This is a genomic window from Arthrobacter sp. W4I7 (genome assembly GCF_030816215.1).
In the GTDB taxonomy this organism is placed as follows: Bacteria; Actinomycetota; Actinomycetes; order Actinomycetales; family Micrococcaceae; genus Arthrobacter; species Arthrobacter siccitolerans_A.
This window is the reverse complement of record NZ_JAUSXU010000001.1, coordinates 1,269,985-1,291,100: the sequence shown is the minus strand read 5'-3', so window position 1 is coordinate 1,291,100 and position 21,116 is coordinate 1,269,985. Positions and strand designations below refer to the sequence as shown.

The window sequence follows — 21,116 nt, the reverse complement described above, 5'->3', positions numbered from 1 at the left end:
CGCAGGGACTGCCTCTGTGCAGTGAACCCGGGTTTCACTGCGCAGCGCGGTACGTGGCAGCGCCCCGGTTAACGAAGAATGCCACCGGCGCGTGCCGGTGGCATTCTTTGAAACTACGGGACTGCTAGACCTTCGCGCGGGCGCGGTTGGCCTTTGAACGCTCGTTGGTGTCCAGGATGACCTTGCGGATGCGGATGGCCTCCGGGGTCACCTCGACGCACTCGTCCTCGCGGGCGAATTCCAGCGACTCTTCGAGGGTGAGATCGCGCGGCGGCGTCAGGTTTTCGAAGGTGTCGGAGGAAGCGGCCCGCATGTTGGTGAGCTTCTTTTCCTTGGTGATGTTCACGTCCATGTCGTCCGCGCGGGAGTTCTCGCCGACGATCATGCCTTCGTAGACCTCGGACGTGGGCTTGACGAAGAACGAGCCACGTTCCTGCAGGTTGATCATGGCGAACGGGGTCACAACACCGGCGCGGTCGGCGATCATTGAACCGTTGGTGCGGTACTCGATCGGGCCGGCCCACGGCTCGTAGCCCTCGGAGATCGAGGCCGCGATGCCGGCACCACGGGTGTCGGTCAGGAACTTGGTGCGGAAACCGATCAGGCCACGGGCCGGAACGATGAACTCCATCCGGCACCAGCCGGTGCCGTGGTTGGCCATGTTGGTCATGCGTCCCTTGCGGGCCGCCATGAGCTGCGTGACAGCGCCGAGGTATTCCTCGGGCACGTCGATGGTCATGTGCTCCATCGGCTCGTGGATCTTGCCGTCGATGGTCTTCGTGACAACCTGCGGCTTGCCCACGGTCAATTCGAAGCCTTCGCGGCGCATCTGCTCGACGAGGATGGCGAGTGCGAGCTCGCCACGGCCCTGGACTTCCCAGGCATCCGGACGTTCGGTGGGAAGCACCTTAATGGAGACGTTACCGATCAGTTCCTTGTCGAGGCGGTCCTTCACCTGCCGGGCCGTGACCTTTGCGCCCTTGACCTTGCCGGCCAGCGGCGAGGTGTTGATACCGATGGTCATGGAGATCGCGGGATCGTCCACGGTGATCAGCGGCAGCGGCTGCGGGTTCTCGGCATCGGTCAGGGTCTCACCGATGGTGATTTCCTCAATACCGGCGACGGCGACGATCTCGCCCGGGCCGGCGGATTCGGCGGGAACGCGGTCCAGGGCCTTGGTGGCCAGCAGTTCAGTGATCTTGACGTTCTTCAGTTCACCGTTGGCGCGTGCCCAGGCAACGGTCTGGCCCTTGCGCAGGGTGCCGTTGTAGATGCGGAGCAGCGCCAGGCGGCCCAGGAACGGGGAGGCGTCAAGGTTAGTGACGTGTGCCTGCAGGACGCCGTTCGGGTTGTACTTGGGAGCAGGGATGTGCTCAATGATGGTCTGGAACAGCGGTTCCAGGTCCTCGTTCTCCGGAGCGGTTCCGTCGGCGGGCTGCTCAAGGGAGGCGCGGCCAACCTTTGCGGCGGCGTACACGACCGGCACGTTGAGGATCTTGTCCAGGTCCAGGTCCGGAACTTCGTCTGCGAGGTCCGAGGCCAGGCCCAGGAGCAGGTCCATCGACTCGTGGACGACTTCCTCGATGCGGGCATCGGGACGGTCGGTCTTGTTGACCAGGAGGATGACCGGCAGGTGCGCGGCCAGGGCCTTGCGGGAGCACAAAACGGGTCTGCGGCAGCGGACCTTCTGAGGCGTCAACGAGGAGCACGACACCGTCAACCATGGACAGGCCGCGCTCCACCTCGCCGCCGAAGTCGGCGTGGCCCGGGGTGTCGATCACGTTGATGGTGATGGTCTCGCCGTTGGACGAGGGACCGTTGTAGGCCACGGTGGTGTTCTTGGCCAGGATGGTGATGCCCTTTTCGCGCTCAAGGTCACCGGAGTCCATCACGCGGTCTTCGAGGTGGTTGTGCTCGGCAAAGGAGTTGGTCTGCTTGAGCATGGCGTCGACCAGGGTGGTCTTGCCGTGGTCAACGTGGGCCACAATCGCGACGTTGCGCAGGTCACTGCGCGATGCAGTGGCTACCGCGGTGTTGGTGGTGGTTTCAGACATGCGTAATGGCTCGATTCAGTGGTGAAAGTCAGCTGTTGTATCGCGACATTTCCAACTGGAACGCACGACGGATCAGGCCCTTTGCATAGGGCTGCTTCCTCCATTCTAGCGTCAGTGGCGTTAATAGGCCTAAATTTTCTGGCGGACAGGAGGTTGGCCCGCCGCCCCGTGGCCGCGGGGTGGGCGAAAATTAGTGAGTAATATCACTGGCCAATCCTGCCTCCATGCCACATGATTGCTCTGACACTTCATGCAAGCCCGAAAGACACCACATGCGAAAAGCCTTGGCCCGGAGCCGCGTTGCCGCGTCCGGAGCCGCCGCCGCCTTCGCAGTGTCCAGCCTTATTGCCTTGTCCGGCTGCGGGGTACTGCCCCAGTCTTCCACCGTTTCCCACGTGCAGGCTGCCGGCGCGGGGCAGCCCGGCGCTCCCGCTGCGAATCCTGGCGCCGCCGGATCGCGCATCCTCAATCCAGCCAATGGGCGGCTTGAGGCAGTGGTCCCCGACATCAGCAGAACCGTTCTCCTGATCGGTGATTCGCAGTCGGAACCGTCGGACGGGTGGCCCCGCCAGGGCCTGGAGTCTGTGGGGTACAGGGTGTACTACTGCGGGCGGGGCGGCACCGGCTTCGTGTCCGCCAACGGCACAACGGGCAACTACATTGATGCGCTCCGCCGGGGCGACTGGCTACTGCCGTCCAGTACGCCGGCGCTCATCGTTATCCAAGGGGGCGGCAACGACGCCGCAAGCGGGGCATCGGACCGCCGAATTGCCGGAAATGCCGAGCGCCTGATCGCTGAGCTCCAAGCCCGCTACCCGGGAACACGGATTGCCATGATCGGAACCCTGGCCCGCGGTGAAGGCAACGGGGGTGGCCGCCGCACGGAGGTTGATGCCCTGCTGGGCTCGGTGGCAGCAGCCCACAACCTGCCTTTTGTTTCCGTGGGCGACTGGCTCACCAGGTACGGCCTGGCCAAGGACCTGGCGGACACAGTGCATATGAATCCCAACGGCCGACGCGCGCTCGGGACCTTGCTGGAACACCGGCTCCGAGACCTGGGTCTGGAGCGGAAGGCGGTTGCTGGCCAGCCACCGGCGATGGCAAGAGGCGGCGGCACCGGTTCCTTCCAGGACTGACAGCCTTAAGAGGGTTGGAGCCGGAGCCAACAGGCTCCGGCTCCAACCGTTCATTGAGACAGAGGACGGTTAAGCCACTTCCGGCGGAAGCATCAGCTTGGCACCCGGAATGGCGTTGAGCAGCGCCTTCGTGTAGTCCTGCTGCGGCGATTCGAAGACCTCGTCCGTGGACCCCGTCTCCACCAGGCGCCCCTTCTCCATGACGCAGACGTGGTCGGCGATCTGCCGGACCACAGCAAGGTCATGGGTGATAAAGAGGTAGGTCAGCCCCAGGTTGGACTGGAGGTCTGCCAGCAGGTTCAGCACCTGCGCCTGCACCAGCACGTCCAGGGCGGACACGGCTTCGTCGCAGATGATGACTTCCGGGTCGAGAGCGAGAGCACGGGCAATGGCGACGCGTTGGCGCTGCCCGCCCGAGAGCTCGTTCGGATACCGCTGCATGGCGGATTGCGGAAGCGCCACCTGGTCCAGCAGTTCGCGGACCTTTTTCTCCCGGCTCTCCTTGTTGCCAATCTTGTGGACCCGCAACGGCTCCTCGATGGTCCGGAAGATGTTGTACATCGGATCCAGCGAACCGTAGGGGTCCTGGAAAATGGGCTGCACACGACGCCGGAACTTAAACAGATCCGACGACTTAAGGAGGGAGGTGTCGACGCCGTCGAACAGGATCCTGCCGTCGGTGGGCTTCTCCAGTTGGAGCACCATCTTGGCCACTGTGGACTTGCCGGAGCCGGACTCCCCTACGATCGCCGTCGTGGTTCCCCTGCGGACGTCGAAGCTGACGCCATCAACGGCCGCGAAGTCTGATGCCTTCCCCAGTCCCTGGCGGAGCTTGTACACCTTCCGCAGGCCCTGGATCTGCAGGACGTTGTCCGCAACTGCCGGTTCGGCTGCCGGGGCCAGCAGGTCCGCAGCCTCCACACCCAGTTCCTTGGCAGCCTGGATCCTGCGGCTGGCCAGGGACGGTGCGGACTCCACGAGCCTCTTGGTGTAAGGGTGCTGCGGGTTCTGCAGCAGTTCCAGGGAAGGTCCTGCCTCCACCACGCGGCCCTGGTACATCACCACAACCTTGTCGGCCCGTTCGGCTGCCAACCCCAGGTCGTGGGTGATGAGCAGCACCGAGGTGCCCAGTTCGGTAGTCATGGTGTCCAGATGGTCCAGAATCTGCCGCTGCACCGTGACATCGAGTGCGGAGGTGGGCTCGTCCGCAATCAGCAGGCGGGGCTGGCAGGAGAGCCCGATGGCGATCAGGGCGCGTTGCCGCATACCGCCGGAGAACTCATGCGGATACTGGTTGGCGCGCCGGTGGGCGTCCGGCAGGCCGGCCTCGGAGAGTACCTTGGCAACGTCGTCTGGACCGCTGGGCTGGCCGTTCGCCCGCAGTGTTTCCCGGACCTGGTAGCCGATCTTCCATACCGGGTTCAGGTTGGACATCGGGTCCTGCGGCACCATCCCGATGGTGTTGGCCGCGAAGCTCGATCATGCGCTTTTCGGATGCATGCGCGATGTCTTCCCCGTCGAGCAGGATCTGCCCGCCGGAAACACGGCCGTTGGATGGCAGCAGGCCTATCGCAGCCAGCGCTGTGGTGGACTTGCCGGAGCCGGACTCCCCCACGATCGCCACGGTTTCGCCGGGCATGATGGTCAGGTGCGCATCACGGACCGCCTGGACTTCCCCGCCGCTGGTCTTGAAGGTGATGGCGAGGTCGCGGATCTCCAGCAGCGGCCGGACCCCTGTGGTGCCGGTTTCCGCGATGCGTATTTCTGGAGTTGTCATCTCTTTGTCTCTCATCGCTGGCGGCTCTTTGGATCAAGGGCGTCACGCACGGCGTCGCCCAGCATGATGAAGCTCAGCACCGTGACGGACAGTGCTGCGGCCGGATACAGCATGATCTGCGGGTTGGTGCGGATGGAAGTCTGCGCTGCAGCGATGTCGTGACCCCACGACATGACACCTTCCGGCAGCCCGATGCCCAGGAAGGACAGCGTTGCCTCGGCGACAATGAAGACACCGAGTTCCAGCGTGGCAAGCACTATCACGGGTGCCAGCGCATTGGGCAGCACGTGCTTAACCAATGTTCCAAATTTCGAAACACCCAGGGCACGGGCGGCCGTCACGAAGTCTGCGTTGCGGACCTCGATCACTGCACCGCGGGTGATACGGGCCATTTGCGGCCAAGCGAGGAGCGAAATCACAAAGACCACCGTCCACACGCTCTTGTTCTCCCGGAAGACAGGCAGTTGGGTGATGACCAGCGCGCCGAGGATCAGCGGCAGGGCGAAGAAGATGTCGCCCAGCCGGGCCAGCACGGCGTCGATCCAGCCGCCGTAGTAGCCGGCAAGGGCACCGAAGGTTACGCCGATGACCAACACGCACAGCACCGAGAGGATGCCGACAGACAGTGACGCCTGGGTGCCGTGGATGACGCGGGAGTAGATGTCGCAGCCCTGGAAGGTAAAGCCGAACGGGTGCCCGGCGGCGGGGCCGCCTTCCGAGTTGGCCAGTTCGCAGCCCTCGTTCGGCGGAACCGACGAGAACAGTCCGGGGAACAACGCCACAACGATCAGCATCAGGATGAGCAGCGCCGAAATGATGAACAACGGACGACGGCGGAGCTTGCGCCAGGCGTCGGACCACAGGCTGAGAGGCGCCTGGTCAGTCTTGACGGCATCCGTCGCCAACAGTGGTGTTTCCTCAAGGGGAGCCACGAAGTGGCTGTTATTACTGGTCATAGCGGATCCTCGGGTCAAGCCAGGCATACAGGAGATCAACAAGCAGGTTGGCTACCACGAACACCAGCACCAGCACACTGACGATGGAGACGATGGTGGGTCCTTCGCTGCGGAGGACTGCCTGGTAGAGCTTGTTGCCCACACCGGGAACGTTGAAAATGCCTTCGGTGACGATGGCGCCGCCCATGAGGCCGCCCAGGTTGGCGCCGAGGTAGGTCACCACGGGGATCAGCGAGTTACGCAGGATGTGGGCGATCACCACGCGTGGGCGGGAGAGGCCTTTTGCAGTGGCCGTCCTTACAAAGTCGGCATTCATGCCCTCACTGACCGAGGTACGGGTCAGGCGGAGCACATAGGCAAAGGAAACCAAGCCGAGCACTACTGCCGGCAATAACAGATTTGCCCAGTCTGCATTGGCTCCCACGGTCGGTTTGGCCCAGCCCAACTGGACACCGAAGACGAGTTGGAAGACGAACCCCAAGACGAACGTGGGGACCGCGATCACCACCAGGGACGCCACGAGGACCGTGGAGTCGAACCAGCCGCCGCGACGGAGTCCGGCGAACACGCCGAAGGCCACGCCGAAAACGGCTTGAATGATCAGTGCTTCCACAGCGAGCATAGCGGTCACTGGAAAGACCCGGGCCAACGTGGCGGCAATGGGCTGACCAGTGAAATCATTGCCCAAATTAAAGGTAAAGAGGTTCTTAAGGAACAACCCGTACTGGACCCAAAACGGTTCGTCCAGGTGGTACTGGCTGCGCAGGGTGTCGATAACGGCCTGAGGAGGCTGGCGGTCGCCGAAGAGCGCAGCAATCGGGTCGCCCGGCAACGCGAACACCATGTAATAGACCAGGAGGGTAGTGCCGAGGAAAACAGGGATTACCTGGAGCAGTCGGCGCAGGATAAACCGGACCACAGGATCACCAGCCTTCCGTGGAGAAAGGAAGCAGGTTCATTGGTGCCTTCCTGCCGTTGCAAGCCAATGGGGGCCCGGCCGTGACCGGACCCCCATTGTGGCTAGATCGGCAAGTTAGATCTAGGGATTACTTGGCGGTGATGTTGTAGTAGAGGATTTCGCCGTTCCAGCCGGTCTCGGCTTTCGCGACGTTGTTGCTCCACACGATCGCCTTGGCATAATCCCAGAGCGGCAGGCCGGGAAGATCCTGGAAGAGGATTTCCTGTGCCTGGTTGAACTTCGCGTTCGCGTCGTCGGTGCTCTTGGCGGCGAGACCCTCTTTGAGCAGCTTGTCGAAAGCGGGGTTCGAGTACTTCTCGTAGTTGGAGGATGCACCCGTAGCCCAAACAGGTCCCAGGAAGTTGTAGAGCGACGGGTAGTCACCCTGCCAGCCCGCACGGGTCAAGCCGGGAAGCTGCTGGGCCTTGCGCAGGTTCAACACTTCGGCGAACTTCGCGAAGGGCTGGATTTCCGCCTGGATGCCGAGGTTGTTCTTGAAACCGTTGGCTACGGCGTCGATCCATTCCTTATGACCGCCATCGGTGTTGGAGGCAATCTGAAGCGGCTTGGAGTTGTCGTACGGTTGGATCTTCTCAGCCTGTGTCCAGAGGTCCTTGGCCTTGGCGGCGTCGAATTTGAGGACTTCACTGCCTTTGAGGCCTTCTTCGAAGCCATCAATGACCGGCGGAACGAAAGCCTTGGCCGGGGTACGCGTCCCGCTGAATACCACCTTGGTGATCTCTTCGCGGTTAATGGCGTAGGACAGGGCCTGCCGGCGCAGCTTCCCGGCTTCACCCTGGAAGTTCGGGTTGTACGGCGGGATGTTCAAGGTGGCGTTTGTGGCCACGGGTTTGGTGGCGTTGCGGTCCTGGAAATCCGACAGATAGGTCTTCGTCGCGTTCGACGGAAGGACATCGGTGATGTCCAGGTTGTCGGCCTGCAGGTCGGTGTATGCGGGACCCGGATCCGTGTAGAACTTGAAGGTGATGCCACCGTTCTTGGCAGCACGGGGACCGCTATAGTCAGGGTTCTTCACCAGCGAAATAGACTGGTCGTGAACCCAAGCGCCCTCTTTCTCGAACTTGTACGGTCCGTTGCCCACGGGGTTTTCACCGAATGCCTTCGGGTCTGCCAGTGCAGTGGAAGGGAGCGGGTAGAAGGCAGAGTACCCGAGCCGAAGTGACCAGTCAGCTTCCGGCTGGACAAGCTTGACGCTGATGGTCGAGTCGTCGGTGGCCGTCAGGCCGGACATCGACTCAGCCTTTGGAGCAGGAGTAGTGGTGGTTTTGCCGTCAGCGGACTTCTCCGTGTTGACGGCCGAAACATCCTCGTAGCCCGCAATTGATTCAAAGAAGAAGCTGTTGTTCTGCAGATTCTTGGAGTTCGCAGCGAAGTTCCACGAATCAACGAAAGTCTTTGCCGTGATGGCTTCACCGTTGGTGAACTTCTGGCCCTGCTTGACCTTGATGGTCCAGTTCTGGGCATCGGAGGAGTCAATGGACTCGGCAAGCGAGTTCACCGCTTTTCCGTCGGCATCGTAAGTGCGGAGGCCTTCGAAAAGCAGGTTAATGACTCGACCGCCATTGGTTTCGTTGGTGTTCGCTGGCAGCAACGGATTTTGTGGTTCGCTGTTGTAAGCGGTAATGACCTTGTTCGGGTCCCCGGCAGATTCGCTGGCACCGTTATTGCTGCCGCCTCCAGCGCCGCAGCCGGTCAGGGCAAGCGCGGCGATTGCCACGATGCCCAGTGCTTTGGAAGTGCGCGCAAAACGCATTCCGCCTCCTATGAGTTGTGGGAGAAAACGAGGGGAATCTTTGTGCTTCCCCCGCAGGCGAGACGCAGTCATGAACTGTGACGCAGCCTACATATGCAAGTAGCCTAACCGCACAAAGTCCAGATACTGGTACTCCGTTGCCAAACCGTGACCGGCGCGAACTGAACGCTTAGTCGGTCAACGGAAGTTGTGCAAGTCACATGCTACTCGCGAGTACGCTTAACAGCGAATTGAAAGTGTGAGGCCCGCCACCGGAGGAGGAAGCGATAAATGGACCCTTAGGCGAGCCGCCAGTCCCAAACGTTCCACCACACGCCCAGAGGTCCCGGGCTTGGCTTCACGCCGGCAACCCGGGCGCTGTATGCCGTAGTGCCGACCGTCTGGTACAGCGGAAGACCGTACGCGTTCTCCCAGACCTGCTTGTCGATCTCGGCCAGCAGTTCGTCCTGCTTGGCCAGGTCCGTGGTGCCGGCGAGCTGTTCCATCGCCTTGTCCGCATCGCCGTCGGAGAATCCGTTGAAGTTGCTGCCGGCACCGGTGCGGAAGATCTGCGGAACGCGGCTGACACCCACCCCGGTACCGATCCAGCCGAGCAGTGCCGCGTCGTGGCCGCCGCTCCCCAGAGCCTTCGCCCAGTCGGCATTGCCCTGTCCGGCGTCGACCACCTGGAAGCCGGCCCGCGCTGCCGAGTCCCGGATCAGGGCAAAGGCCTTCGCCCGGTTGGGATTGTCGCGGTTGTACAGGATGCGGATGGTGGGGGTTTTGCCGTTAAGGAGCGCCTTTGCACCATCGATGTCCACCTCGGCATAATCCCCGGAGCCGTTGTTTTTCACCGTGTCGCCGTACTTGGGTTGTCCCGGCAGGAACACGTGCGAATCGAGGGTTTTGGCGTCCGGCAGGAGATTGCCGACGACGGCGTCCACGATGGCCTTCCGTGGTACCGCCTTGAGGAATGCCTTTCGGACGTCGTCGTCCGCGAAGGGACCGGAAAAATTCAGGTCCAGGTGGTCGTAGCCGGATTGGCTGTAGCGGTCCACGGTGTTGCCCTGCTCGGCAAGTCCGGCGAAGAGGCTGTCGGTTTCGGCGGAGGGCTGCGGCGAGATGATGTCCGCCTGCCCGTTCCGGAGGGCATCCACAGCGGCAGGCACTCCACCGGTGAACCGGACGTTGATTTCATCCAGCCACGGTTCCTGCCCCCACGTGTAGTCCCGGTTGCGGACCAGCTTCATGGACGACTCGGGGACGATGTCCCGGACGATATACGGCCCGCTGGAGAGGTAGACCGAGGGGTCCTGGGGCAGTGATTTGGTGTCGAAACCGGAGTTCCAGAAGTCGCCGACCTGTTTCAGGGCAGTGTTGAGTGCGGGCTTCTCTACGTCGCCGCGGGGTGAATCCTTGATCAGGTCGATGAGGTCTTCCTCATCGTTCAGGCCGCTTTTTGCGGCCACCACGTGGGCGGGCAGCCCGACGTCGAACGCCACCTCCCAGTCCGCGTACGGCACGGCGTATTCCAGGGTGATGGAGCGTCTGTCCTCGCCGAGTTCGGGGAGGGCGGTTCCCGCGAGGCCGCTCGTGTCAGAGGCGGTGGAGAAGTACGTGGTCCCCGTCCCGGCCATGGGATCGGCGTCGTTGAAATAGCCTGAACCCGCGGCCCAGCTCAACAGGAGGTCGCCCCCGTCGATCGCCTCGCCGTCGGACCATTTCACGCCCTCGTTGACGGTGTACTTCACCTTCAGAGGATTGTCGGAGATTTTCTCGAAGCGCCCGAACTTTTCGTTCCGCACCACTTTGGACGCGTCGTCAAGGTAGTAGAAGCCCGAGTGGGTGATCGAGCCGATCTTGGAGTTGATGTCGGTGTTGCCGTCAGTGCTGTAGGGGTTGAAGGAGGAGAAGGCGTTAACTTCGGCAACGGTGACGCTGCCGCCGCGCTTGGCCTCCCCCACTACAACGGGCGCGGTGCCGCCACTGCCTGAGCAGCCCGAAAGCACCAGGGCAGCAGCTGCCGCCGCGGTGATGAACTGGATCAGACGCCTGACCGGCATGCCGCCTCCTTGTTTTGCTCTGCCCGGGCGGTCCAGCCGGAAGTCGCCGGGGCACGCCCCTCCAGTCAGGATAAGGTCCCCGGCGAACCCACCAGAAATTGAAGCGAACGTGACTTACCTACCCGCGGTCGGCTATAACGAAACGGTCGGACGTTGAAGGGGAACGCAACTTCCATCCTCTCGCGTGTTGCCGGTAGCCGGGTACCTTCGGATTCCAGGGGTTAACTCGTTGGTAAATTCAGTTTGAATCTACCTGCTTGCGGGCCTCTTGCAGACATGTCTAGGGGGTTCCAGCCACCGCGTACACACGGACCCAATCCACTCGCATCTCGCCAGCGCCGTTTGCAGTGCTGTCCGGGAACCAGTCCAGTTGCAGCGTCTGGTGCATCGGACCCGGTGGCTGGTGTGCGGGGTTGTTGTCCTCAAACCACTTCGCCCCGTCGACGTAGCCCACGATCCCGTTCGGAGACCAGTCGACGGCGTAGTTGTGGAACTGGGTAACGTCGAGGGGTTTGGACTGCGAGGTCTGCAGGTTCGAACATCCATAGTGGTGGAAGAACTTGATGACGTTCCAGTCGCCAGTCGTCTCCGCGTAGTCAACTTCCCCGTCACACGGCCAATTCCCGCTATCCGGCCACAGGATGGATACCATGTGGTACTCATTATCACCGGACCCGGCCGCACGGACTTCCCACCGCCCGTACTTCTGGTTTGCAAACTTCGCGCCCATGCCAGCGGTGGTGCCGTCCGGAGTTCCAGTCATGACCACCTTGGAACCATCCACGCTCACCTGCTGTGGACTCCGGATACCTTGGCCCGCGTGCCCGGGACTGTTGTATACAGTCCACTTGGTGCCATCCGGCGCACCTGTGTAGTTGAACTCGTCGCCGGCTACAGGTGCGCCCCAACCATTGGCTGTCGCCGCCTCCGTAGGTGTCACCGTGTCAGGCGCGGTGGTCACCACCAGCCGGGGACGCCGGGCGGAATCGGCAGATTCCTTCGATTTGAACCCGATCCACTTCTGCGCGTTGCTTTCCAGCTTGAAGTTCTGATCGCCGCCCTTTGCGCTGACGCCCTTGGTAACATCCCATTCGACCCAGGAACCGGTACCGAAGCCGCCGGCCTTCCCCAGCCACGTCCCGCGCGGCGGCGCGGTATTCCACGTAACCCCCCTCTCGGTCCAGCCGCCGGACGTCGTAAATACATCCACGAACTCCGTGGACGTTGTGGATGTCTCCGAATAGGCCCGTAATTTGGCTGAAACAACATGTTCGCCAGCGGGAACTTGCACATTAAAGCGCACAAGAGTGTTTCGCCAGATGTTCCTACGGCCTTCCGTGGACAAACGGACACTGGTCCCAAAGTTTGAAGTCGCCTTATCCGCTTGTACGTAGGTGTCCATGCTCAGCGAGACCGTGGGCGCCGCGGTTGCGGTTGCGGGAGTAATGGTTACGAATCCAACCAGAATGGATGATGCAACCGCTATGCATTTACGCCAGGACATCAGGGCGCCCCTTTATCAGATGTGCCACGCACTGCTTGACTTCCACAGATAGGCCCACCAGGAACTGCCGGTCCGGAACAGCAGACTTGTTGCGTCGCGGGCGAGGAGGAGGGTGTTACTAAGCCAGCGGACCTAGTTTTCATATTCTCGCTGTTTCTACTGGGATTTAAAATGTTCGACTGGGAAAGCAAGCATCGACCCAGTAACAACGGCGGCTAAATGCCAGCTATGCCAAAGCGTAGACCGGAAGCGAAAGTATGCGCAACCAATCCCTATACCCGTTCCCAGGAATGCACGAAACCCCTATACCTAACTAATGAACTGAACGGTAACCCCTATACCTGGCCCCACAGGGCACCACGAGAGATTCGCCGTCGGGGCCGGGAGCCGCATTCGCCAAGGACAATTCCCCCAATTGGGCCCTGTAAAAGCAAAGGCCCGGCAAATACCGGGCCTTTGTTATTTCCTCGAAAGTAAACCGATTCGAATCAGACGTTGAAGCGGAATTCCACTACGTCGCCGTCGGCCATAACGTATTCCTTGCCTTCGATCCGGACCTTGCCCCGCGACTTGGCCTCGGCCATGGAACCGGCTTCGATGAGGTCGTGGAAAGACACCACTTCGGCCTTGATGAACCCGCGCTGGAAGTCGCTGTGGATGACGCCGGCTGCCTGGGGAGCGGTGTCGCCGCGGTGGATGGTCCAGGCGCGGGCCTCCTTGGGACCGGCGGTGAGGTAGGTCTGCAGGCCCAGGGTATGGAAGCCGACCCTCGCCAACTGGTCAAGCCCGGATTCTTCCTGGCCGTTCATTTCCAGCATTTCGCGGGCTTCTTCCTCGTCAAGTTCCACGAGGTCGGCTTCGAGCTTGGCATCGAGGAAGATGCAGTCCGCCGGGGCCACGAGGGCACGCAGTTCTTCCTGCTTCTCCGGGCTGCCGAGGATTCCTTCGTCGGCGTTGAAGACGTAAATGAAGGGTTTGGCCGTCAGCAGGCTGAGCTCTTTGAGGTGCTCCATTTCGAGCTTGTCGCTCTTGATGGAGGAGAAGATGGTGTCGCCGCGCTCGAGCACTTTCTGCGCGGCCAGGATGGCGTTCAGCTCGGCGGCCTCGCGCTTTTTGATCTTGACTTCTTTTTCGATGCGCGGGATGGCTTTTTCGATGGTCTGCAGGTCTGCGAGGATCAGCTCGGTGTTGATGGTCTCCATGTCCGAGCGCGGATCCACCTTGCCGTCAACGTGGATGACGTCCGGGTCATCGAAGACGCGCACCACCTGGGCGATGGCTTCCGCTTCCCGGATGTTGGCCAGGAACTGGTTTCCGAGGCCTTCACCCTCGCTGGCGCCCTTGACGATGCCGGCGATGTCCACAAAGGACACAGCTGCCGGCAGCAGCCGCTGGGAGCCGAAGAGTTCGGCGAGCTGCTGGAGCCGCGGATCCGGCAGGCTGACAACGCCCACGTTGGGCTCGATGGTGGCGAACGGGTAGTTCGCTGCCAGCACCTGGTTGCGGGTCAGTGCGTTGAAGAGGGTTGATTTGCCGACGTTGGGCAGTCCGACGATGCCAATAGTAAGAGCCACGAGCATTGATTCTACCCGCAGCGGGCATCATGCCGGTTCGCGGGCGGCACCGGGAAATGTCGCTTCGGGGAAATGTCAGAGCCCCGTGCGACAGTGGGCACATGGATGCTTTCGCGTTGATTCTGGCTTTGTTCATGCTGTTACTGGGCGCCCTGGCGGGCGCTGCGACCACTTACTTTGCGCTGCGGAAAAACAGCCGGGCGGTGGAGGAGGACTTCGACGCCGTTTCGTCGCGGCTTTCCGAGGTCAGCGCGCAGTTCGCAGCGGCCGACGCCGAGCGGCGGCTTTTGGCGGCACAGAACCGGGAGCTGGGCGAATCGCGTTCCCAGGACGGCAGCGTGCTGCGTGCCCTTGCGCCCGTGGCGGAGAAGCTGACGGCAGTGCAGCAACAGGTGGCCCTGCTGGAACGGGACCGGCTGGAACAGTACGGCCAGCTCGCCCAGCAACTGCAGGAAGCCCGCCTCTCGGACGAACAGCTGATCCGGTCCACACACGCCCTGGAGTCGGCGCTGCGCTCCAACAGTGCCCGCGGCCAGTGGGGCGAGGTCCAGTTGCGGCGGGTGGTGGAGGCGGCCGGAATGCTGCGCCACGTGGACTTCATCGAGCAGGTCCACAGCACCGGCAGCGAGTCGTCCGTGCGCCCCGACCTGGTGGTCCAGCTCCCCGGCGAGAAACAGCTGGTGGTTGACGCCAAGGTCCCGCTGTCCTCCTACCTGGAGGCCCAGGAGCTGGGCACACATGATGCGCGGGGCTTGCCCGGTTCCGTTTCCGGCACCGGCCACCGCTCGCAGCAATCGCTTCTCGCCGCGCACGCCAAGGCACTGCGCGCCCATGTGGACTCATTGGGGAATAAGAAGTACTGGGACATCCCGGGCAATTCGCCGGAACTGGTGATCTGCTTTATCCCGGCCGAATCGATCCTCGCTGCCGCCCTGACCGCCGACGCCGAACTCCTGGACCATGCGTTGTCCCGGAACGTAGTCCTGGCCTCCCCCAGCACCCTGCTGGCTGTGCTGAAATCAGTCGCCTTCACCTGGCGGCAGGACGTCCTGACGGACAGTGCCCGGGAACTGTTCGACCTTGCCCGGCAGCTGTACGACCGGATGGGAACCCTAGGCGAGAACGTCAGCAAACTGGGCTCGTCACTGAAGACCTCCGTTGACCGCTACAACTCCATGGTGGGCACGCTGGAAGCCCGGATCCTCCCCACCGCGCGCAAGCTGAACAGCCTGGAGGAGTCCGGCCTGGCCACACCCCCAGTCGTGGAGGTGACGCCGCGGGCAGTGGCTGCCCCGGAACTCCAAAGCGAGGACGAGGCCGCCTGATGGGGGCCTGACAAAAGCAAAGAGAGCAAAAAAGAGCGGGCCCGGCAGCAACAGCAGCCAGGCCCGCTTTCGTTTAGCTATTAGCTGCGCGGCTTGCGTCCGCCCAGGGCGCGGCTGACATCGCCGGCCTGCTTGAGCGTTGCCCGGAGCTCCTTGGGCAACGAGAACAGGAGGTCCTCTTCGGCCGTGACCACTTCCTCCACGGTGCCGTAGCCGTAATCGGCCAGCAGCCGCAGCACGTCCTGCACCAGCACTTCGGGAACGGACGCCCCGGAGGTCACACCCACCGTTGCCACGCCTTCAAACCAGGCCTCATCAACTTCGTTCGCGAAGTCGACACGGTAGGAGGCCTTGGCCCCGTATTCGAGGGCCACCTCCACCAGCCGCACTGAGTTGGACGAGTTGGCCGAGCCCACCACGATCACCAGCTCCGCCTGCGGCGAGATTTTCTTGATGGCCACCTGGCGGTTGGTGGTGGCGTAGCAGATGTCGTCGCTGGGGGGATCCTGCAGCGTGGGGAACCGGTCCTTCAGCAGGCGGACGGTCTCCATGGTCTCGTCAACACTGAGCGTTGTCTGCGAAAGCCAGATGACCTTCTCGGGGTCCCGAACCTCCACCTTGTCCACTTCGTGCGGGCCGTTGATGATCTGGATGTGGTCCGGAGCCTCGCCTGCGGTGCCTTCGACTTCCTCGTGGCCGTCGTGACCGATCAGCAGGATGTCGAAGTCGTCCTTGGCGAACCGCACGGCTTCCTTGTGGACCTTGGTAACCAGGGGGCAGGTGGCATCGATGGTGCGCAGGCCACGGTCTTCGGCGGATTGGACCACTGCGGGCGATACGCCGTGGGCTGAAAAAATCACCAAGGCACCTTCGGGCACCTCGTCCGTTTCATCGACGAAGATGGCGCCCTTTTCCTCCAGGGAGCTGACCACATGGACGTTGTGCACGATCTGCTTGCGCACGTACACCGGAGGGCCGTAGTGCTCCAGGGCTTTCTCGACCGCGATGACGGCCCGGTCCACACCGGCGCAGTACCCACGAGGAGCAGCGAGCAGCACCTTCTTGGTTCCGGATACAGGGGCTGCAGCAGCTACTTCCTCGGGAGAGCGGCGCCTACGCGGAATGGTTGGCATCGAAAGGGAAACAGCTGAGGGGGTCATTACTCCATGCTACCGGGTTGGCCGCACCCGCTTCCGCGATATGAGCCCGGCCACAACCCCCACGAGCACCAGCACCCCGCCCGTAATTGCCGAAGCCAAGGTCCAGTCCTGGAAGTCCGCCGCAGCGGCAGCAACGAACCCGTCCCGGAACATGTTGGCCACATCATTTCCGGTGTCCGCGGCCAGCACGGCGGACGAGCCCAGCTGCGAGCCGACTGTCCAGACCGCTGCCAGCACGAGGGCGCCCAGTCCTGCGCCCACCAGCACGGTCCACCGGCGGCGTGCGGCTACTACAGCCAGCAGCAGGGCCACCGCCGCTCCCCCGGCCAGCAGGTAGCCGGCAGGTGCGTAGGCGGCCAGCCGTTCCGTCCATTCCTTCTGCTCGGGCTGTCCCACATCGATCAGCGTCTGGTCGGGCGGGTCGAGGGGAAGCCGTGTGGTGCGCGAGATTTCTTCAGCGCCCAGCCGCACCAGCGGCGCAACGTCCAGGGTCAGGGTCGAGGCGGGCGCCGTTTCGCCGGCTTCTGCCTGCGGTGCGGTGAAACTGAGGCGATGGCTTTTCCTCAGCGTTTCCTCCCAGGCCGCCGGGTACCCGGGAAGACCGGTCATCGATGCGGCGGCGTCCTCCAGCGCCGGCCGGACCAGGTCGGCGAGGAAGCCGGGAACAGCACTGGTATCAATTGTCCCGACTGCCGCCGTGGCGAGGCCCTGCTGGAACTCGGAGTTCCTTCCCAGCGGGGAAGCCAGCTCCACAAACCCCTGCTCCTGGACAATGTTGCGGTCCAGCCAGATGGCGGGAACCGCCACGGCAGCCAGCACTGTGGCCAGCAGCGTGGCGAAGGCGGAAACAAAAGTGCGCACAGCAGATCCTTCGGGTCGATGGCGGTCAACCCATCCTAGGCGGGCTTGCTGGCCGGATACTGTCAGTCCCGGATGGTAGAGCTTATGGATATGGTTGAATGATCGCCGCCGCACAACCGACGAAGGACCCGATGCCCGCAGTTCCAGCCCCGCAAGGGAATCCGCATGTCTGAACAGGCGTCGCTTCCGGTCCCCGATGAGCAACTGGCAGCGCCCACCACGCTTCCAGCGACGGCGGCGGAGACCACGCCGGACAACCCCTGGCCGCTCCAGTTGCTGTCGCAGAAACTGAAGGCCCACATCGACCGGACGCCGTCGGCCTGGGTCGAGGGGCAGGTAATTGAACTGAACCGGCGCGGCAGCAATGCGTACCTCACCTTGCGGGATGTTGACGCCGAGGTTTCCCTGCCTGCCTCAGTGTGGACCAAGGTGCTGGAGCGCCAGAACCTCCCGCTGGAACGCGGGTCCCGGGTGGTCGCCCTGCTGAAACCGGAATTCTGGATCAAGACCGGCCGCCTGAACATGCTGGTCAGGGACATCAGGCCCGTGGGCCTCGGTGACCTCCTGGCTCGGATCGAGCGGCTGCGCCAGGCCCTCTCCGCCGAGGGGCTCTTCGCGGATTCCCGGAAGAAGCCGCTGCCCCTGCTGCCGCACCGGATTGGCCTGATTACCGGCCGCGACTCCGATGCAAAAAAGGACATCCTGCGCAACGCCGCCCTTCGGTGGCCCGCGGTTGAGTTCGAAATCCGCGAAGTGGCGGTCCAGGGCAACACCGCGGTGTCCCAAGTGGTCCGCGCGCTGCGGGAGCTGGATGCCCGTCCTGAGGTCGATGTCATTGTTATCGCCCGCGGCGGCGGTGCCCTCGAAGACCTCCTGCCCTTCAACAGCGAGGAACTGATCCGCGCTGTCGCCGCTGCCGCCACCCCCGTTGTCAGTGCCATTGGCCACGAGGCGGACCGCCCTTTGCTCGATGACGTCGCCGATCTTCGCGCCTCCACCCCCACGGACGCAGCGAAACGGATCGTGCCGGAAGTCTCCGAAGAGCTTGCAGGGGTGCGCCAGGCCAGGGAACAGCTGCGCCGGTGCATGGAACGCCTGGTGGACAGGGAATCGGACCGGCTGGCGTCACTCCACTCACGGCCGGTCCTTGCGGCCCCAGAGGGAATGGTGACCATCCGCTCCGAGGAAATTGAACGTCTCCTCCGGAGGTCTTCGGCGGCGGTGAGCTCCACGGTGGTGCGCGCGGCGGACCAGCTGGAGCACCTCAAAGCCCAGGTCCGCGCGCTGTCCCCGCAGAAAACGCTCGACCGGGGGTACGCCGTCGTCGAACTCCCGGACCCGCAAGCAGCAGGGCGCAGCAACACAGGACACGCCGTGGTGCGCCGCCCGGCGGAGGCACCCCCGGGCACACCCTTGTCCGTACGCGTGGCCGAAGGCCGCTTCGGCGCAACCTCCACCGGGACACATGAGCCCACCGCAACACTGGAACAGCCCGCAGCGGAACCCGCCCCGCTTCACCAAGGAGAACGCAATGACTGAGCAAAAGCCAGCGAACGACGTAACAGGACTCAGCTACGAGGAAGCCCGCGAACAGCTCATTGCGGTGGTGGGCAGGCTGGAAGCAGGAGGCGCCAGCCTTGAGGAATCCCTGGCTCTCTGGGAACGGGGCGAGGCGCTGGCCGCCAGGTGCGAGGAATGGCTTGAAGGCGCCCGGAAGCGGCTGGCCGCCGCCCGCGACCAGCCGCTGTAAGCGGCAGGAGCGACCTCTGGCAACGTCAGGACCGGGCCACCAGCTCGCGCTCGGCGGCAACGTCAAATTCGGCCTTGGGCCAGGCAAGGTTCAGGCCGGACATCGCACCCAGCAGCAGTTGCTGCACCGCGATCCTGGCGTACCACTTCTTGTTGGCAGGAACCACGTGCCACGGTGCGTCCGGGGTGTTCGTTTCGTCGATAGCAGCCTGGTAGGCATCCAGGTAGTCCTGCCATAACGCCCGCTCGTCCAGGTCGCCGTGGTTGTACTTCCAGTGCTTGGCCGGGTTGTCCAGCCGGGCCAGTAGCCTGGCCTTCTGTTCCTCCCCGCTGATGTGCAGCATCACCTTGACCACCTTGGTGCCCGAGTCCGTCAGCCGTGCCTCGAACTCGTTGATGGCCACGTACCGGCGCTTGATCTCATCCGGGCTGGCCCAGCCGTGAACGCGGTGGATCAGGACGTCCTCGTAGTGGGAACGGTCAAAAACGCCCACCATCCCGGCTGCCGGCACTTCCTTCTCGATGCGCCACAGGAAGTCGTAGGACTTCTCCTCCTCCGTGGGGGCTTTGAACGCCTTGAACTGCACGCCCTGGGTGTCCATCGCAGCCATCACATGGTTGACGATGCCGCCCTTGCCCGCGGTGTCCATAGCCTGCAGAATCAGCAGGATCCGCTTGCGGCCGCCGAAACGGGACTCTGCAAACAGCTTCTCCTGCAGCTCGGTCAGTTCGTCGTCCAGGTCCGCCAGGAGCGCCTTGCCGTCCCGCTTGGTGCCGCTGTAGCCGGGAGTGGAATCGGGATCAACGCTGTCCAGCGAGAACCCCTCCCCCGCCCGCAGCGTTTCGGATGGGTGCTGGTTGAACTTGACCACGCCGGCCATGGGGAATTCCTTTCCACGAAGGTTCACGGGCCCGAAGCGCCCGTGCCCACAGGCTAGTTCCCCGGATACCTGCTTAGGAAGTCCCCCATCCGCCCCACTGCCTCTTCAATGTCCTTGACGTTGGGCAGCGTGACCATGCGGAAGTGGTCCGGGCGCACCCAGTTGAACGCGCGGCCGTGCGAGACCAGGATCTTCTGCTCCCTGAGGAGGTCAAGGACAAACTTCTCGTCATCCCTGATGTGGTACACCTCCGGATCCAGCCGGGGGAAGAGATAGAGGGCGCCCCTGGCCTGCTGCGTGCTGACGCCCGGGATCGCATTCAGCATGTCGTAGGCCTTGTTGCGCTGCTCCAGCAGGCGTCCGCCCGGAAGGATCAGGTCGTTGATGCTCTGGTAGCCGCCGAGCGCCGTCTGGATGGCGTGCTGGGCGGGAACGTTCGCGCAGAGGCGCATGTTTGCCAGCAGGCTGATGCCCTCAAGGTAGTCCGCCGCATCCTTTTTGGGGCCGGAAATGGCCATCCAGCCGGCACGGTAACCACATACCCGGTACGCCTTGGACAGGCCGCTGAAGGTGAGGCAGAGGACGTGGTCGCCGGTGAGCTTGGCGAGGTTCACGTGGACGGCGTCCTCGTAAAGGATCTTCTCGTAGATCTCGTCGGCGAAGATCACCAGGCCGTGCTTCTCGGCGAGGGCAACGATCTTCCGCAGCGTGTCTTCGGGATAGACGGCGCCCGTGGGGTTGTTCGGGTTGATCACCACGATCCCCTTGGTGCGGGGGGTGATTTTGGCTTCCATGTCCTCGAGGTCCGGCTGCCAGCCGGATTCCTCGTCGCAGAGGTAGTGCACCGGCTTGCCGCTGGCGAGTGCCACGGAAGCCGTCCACAGCGGGTAGTCCGGCGTGGGGATCAGGACTTCGTCGCCATCGTCGAGCAGGGCCATCAGGGACATCGTGATGAGTTCACTGACGCCGTTGCCCAGGTAGATGTCGTCCACGTGGATGTTCTGGATCCCGCGGGTCTGGTAGTACTGCGAGACGGCGGTGCGTGCGGAGAAGATGCCCCGGGAGTCGCTGTAGCCCTGGGCGTGCGGGAGGTGGCGGATCATGTCCACGAGGATGGCGTCCGGCGCCTCGAAGCCGAAGGGTGCGGGGTTGCCGATGTTCAGCTTGAGGATTCTGTGGCCCTCCGCCTCCATCTGCTGGGCGGCCTGGAGAATCGGTCCACGGATGTCGTAAAGGACGTTATGAAGCTTCGTGGACTGCTTGAATTCTGCCATTCATCAAATATGCCACAGTGCGGATGTAGTTCCGCTGAGACGTCAGCCACACACGCCGGTGCCGCCGGTGGGCGGCACCGGCCGGCGCGCC

14 protein-coding genes and 2 pseudogenes are annotated in these 21,116 nt (G+C 63.1%); 4 read left to right on the top strand and 12 right to left on the bottom strand.

What is annotated here, in order from left to right:
* Positions 1-124: 124 nt before the first annotated feature.
* Positions 125-2,054, bottom strand: a pseudogene (gene typA / locus QF047_RS05965) (translational GTPase TypA).
* Between the two features lie 272 nt (positions 2,055-2,326).
* Here typA and QF047_RS05960 point away from each other — a divergent pair.
* Positions 2,327-3,190, top strand: a complete 864-nt coding sequence (locus QF047_RS05960; protein ID WP_307274837.1) for an SGNH/GDSL hydrolase family protein — start codon at positions 2,327-2,329, stop codon at positions 3,188-3,190.
* Positions 3,191-3,259: 69 nt separating this feature from the next.
* Here QF047_RS05960 and QF047_RS05955 read toward each other — a convergent pair.
* From QF047_RS05955 to ychF, 7 genes and pseudogenes are all read right to left on the bottom strand, one after another.
* A pseudogene (locus tag QF047_RS05955) lies at positions 3,260-4,967 on the bottom strand (dipeptide ABC transporter ATP-binding protein).
* 11 nt (positions 4,968-4,978) lie between these two features.
* On the bottom strand, positions 4,979-5,923 hold the full coding sequence (locus QF047_RS05950) for an ABC transporter permease (protein ID WP_307274835.1): 945 nt from the start codon (positions 5,921-5,923) through the stop codon (positions 4,979-4,981).
* Positions 5,913-6,842: an ABC transporter permease gene (locus tag QF047_RS05945; protein ID WP_306634628.1), complete on the bottom strand. Its 930-nt coding sequence runs from the start codon at positions 6,840-6,842 to the stop codon at positions 5,913-5,915. The genes QF047_RS05950 and QF047_RS05945 overlap by 11 nt, the downstream gene beginning before the upstream one ends.
* 127 nt (positions 6,843-6,969) lie before the next feature.
* A complete protein-coding gene (locus QF047_RS05940) occupies positions 6,970-8,655 on the bottom strand; it encodes an ABC transporter substrate-binding protein (RefSeq protein WP_307274832.1) in 1,686 nt (561 codons plus the stop codon).
* Between the two features lie 278 nt (positions 8,656-8,933).
* Positions 8,934-10,697, bottom strand: coding sequence for an ABC transporter family substrate-binding protein (locus QF047_RS05935; RefSeq protein WP_307274830.1), 1,764 nt, complete (start codon positions 10,695-10,697; stop codon positions 8,934-8,936).
* Between the two features lie 280 nt (positions 10,698-10,977).
* Positions 10,978-12,099 carry a DNRLRE domain-containing protein gene (locus QF047_RS05930; protein WP_307281790.1) on the bottom strand — a complete coding sequence of 374 codons (1,122 nt, stop codon included), beginning with the start codon at positions 12,097-12,099 and terminating at the stop codon, positions 10,978-10,980.
* Between the two features lie 590 nt (positions 12,100-12,689).
* Entirely contained in the window at positions 12,690-13,775 is a 1,086-nt protein-coding gene (gene ychF / locus QF047_RS05925) for a redox-regulated ATPase YchF (RefSeq protein ID WP_307274828.1), read from the bottom strand.
* A 101-nt stretch (positions 13,776-13,876) separates the two neighbouring features.
* Here ychF and QF047_RS05920 point away from each other — a divergent pair, with 101 nt between their 5' ends.
* On the top strand, positions 13,877-15,100 hold the full coding sequence (locus QF047_RS05920) for a DNA recombination protein RmuC (protein ID WP_307274826.1): 1,224 nt from the start codon (positions 13,877-13,879) through the stop codon (positions 15,098-15,100).
* 80 nt (positions 15,101-15,180) lie between these two features.
* Here the strand turns inward: QF047_RS05920 and QF047_RS05915 are convergent, their stop codons facing one another.
* Positions 15,181-16,260, bottom strand: coding sequence for a 4-hydroxy-3-methylbut-2-enyl diphosphate reductase (locus QF047_RS05915; RefSeq protein WP_306634638.1), 1,080 nt, complete (start codon positions 16,258-16,260; stop codon positions 15,181-15,183).
* A gap of 9 nt (positions 16,261-16,269) precedes the next feature.
* Positions 16,270-17,121: a hypothetical protein gene (locus QF047_RS05910; protein WP_307274824.1), complete on the bottom strand. Its 852-nt coding sequence runs from the start codon at positions 17,119-17,121 to the stop codon at positions 16,270-16,272.
* 165 nt (positions 17,122-17,286) lie between these two features.
* Here QF047_RS05910 and xseA point away from each other — a divergent pair, with 165 nt between their 5' ends.
* Both xseA and QF047_RS05900 read left to right on the top strand, forming a co-directional pair.
* Entirely contained in the window at positions 17,287-18,660 is a 1,374-nt protein-coding gene (gene xseA / locus QF047_RS05905) for an exodeoxyribonuclease VII large subunit (RefSeq protein ID WP_307274822.1), read from the top strand.
* Complete coding sequence (locus QF047_RS05900) at positions 18,653-18,871, top strand: exodeoxyribonuclease VII small subunit (RefSeq protein ID WP_307274820.1); 219 nt, start codon at positions 18,653-18,655, stop codon at positions 18,869-18,871. The genes xseA and QF047_RS05900 overlap by 8 nt, the downstream gene beginning before the upstream one ends.
* Before the next feature lie 25 nt (positions 18,872-18,896).
* Here the strand turns inward: QF047_RS05900 and QF047_RS05895 are convergent, their stop codons facing one another.
* On the bottom strand, positions 18,897-19,751 hold the full coding sequence (locus QF047_RS05895; protein ID WP_306634645.1) for a polyphosphate kinase 2 family protein: 855 nt from the start codon (positions 19,749-19,751) through the stop codon (positions 18,897-18,899).
* Between the two features lie 53 nt (positions 19,752-19,804).
* On the bottom strand, positions 19,805-21,025 hold the full coding sequence (locus QF047_RS05890) for a pyridoxal phosphate-dependent aminotransferase (protein ID WP_307274817.1): 1,221 nt from the start codon (positions 21,023-21,025) through the stop codon (positions 19,805-19,807).
* Positions 21,026-21,116 lie beyond the last annotated feature (91 nt).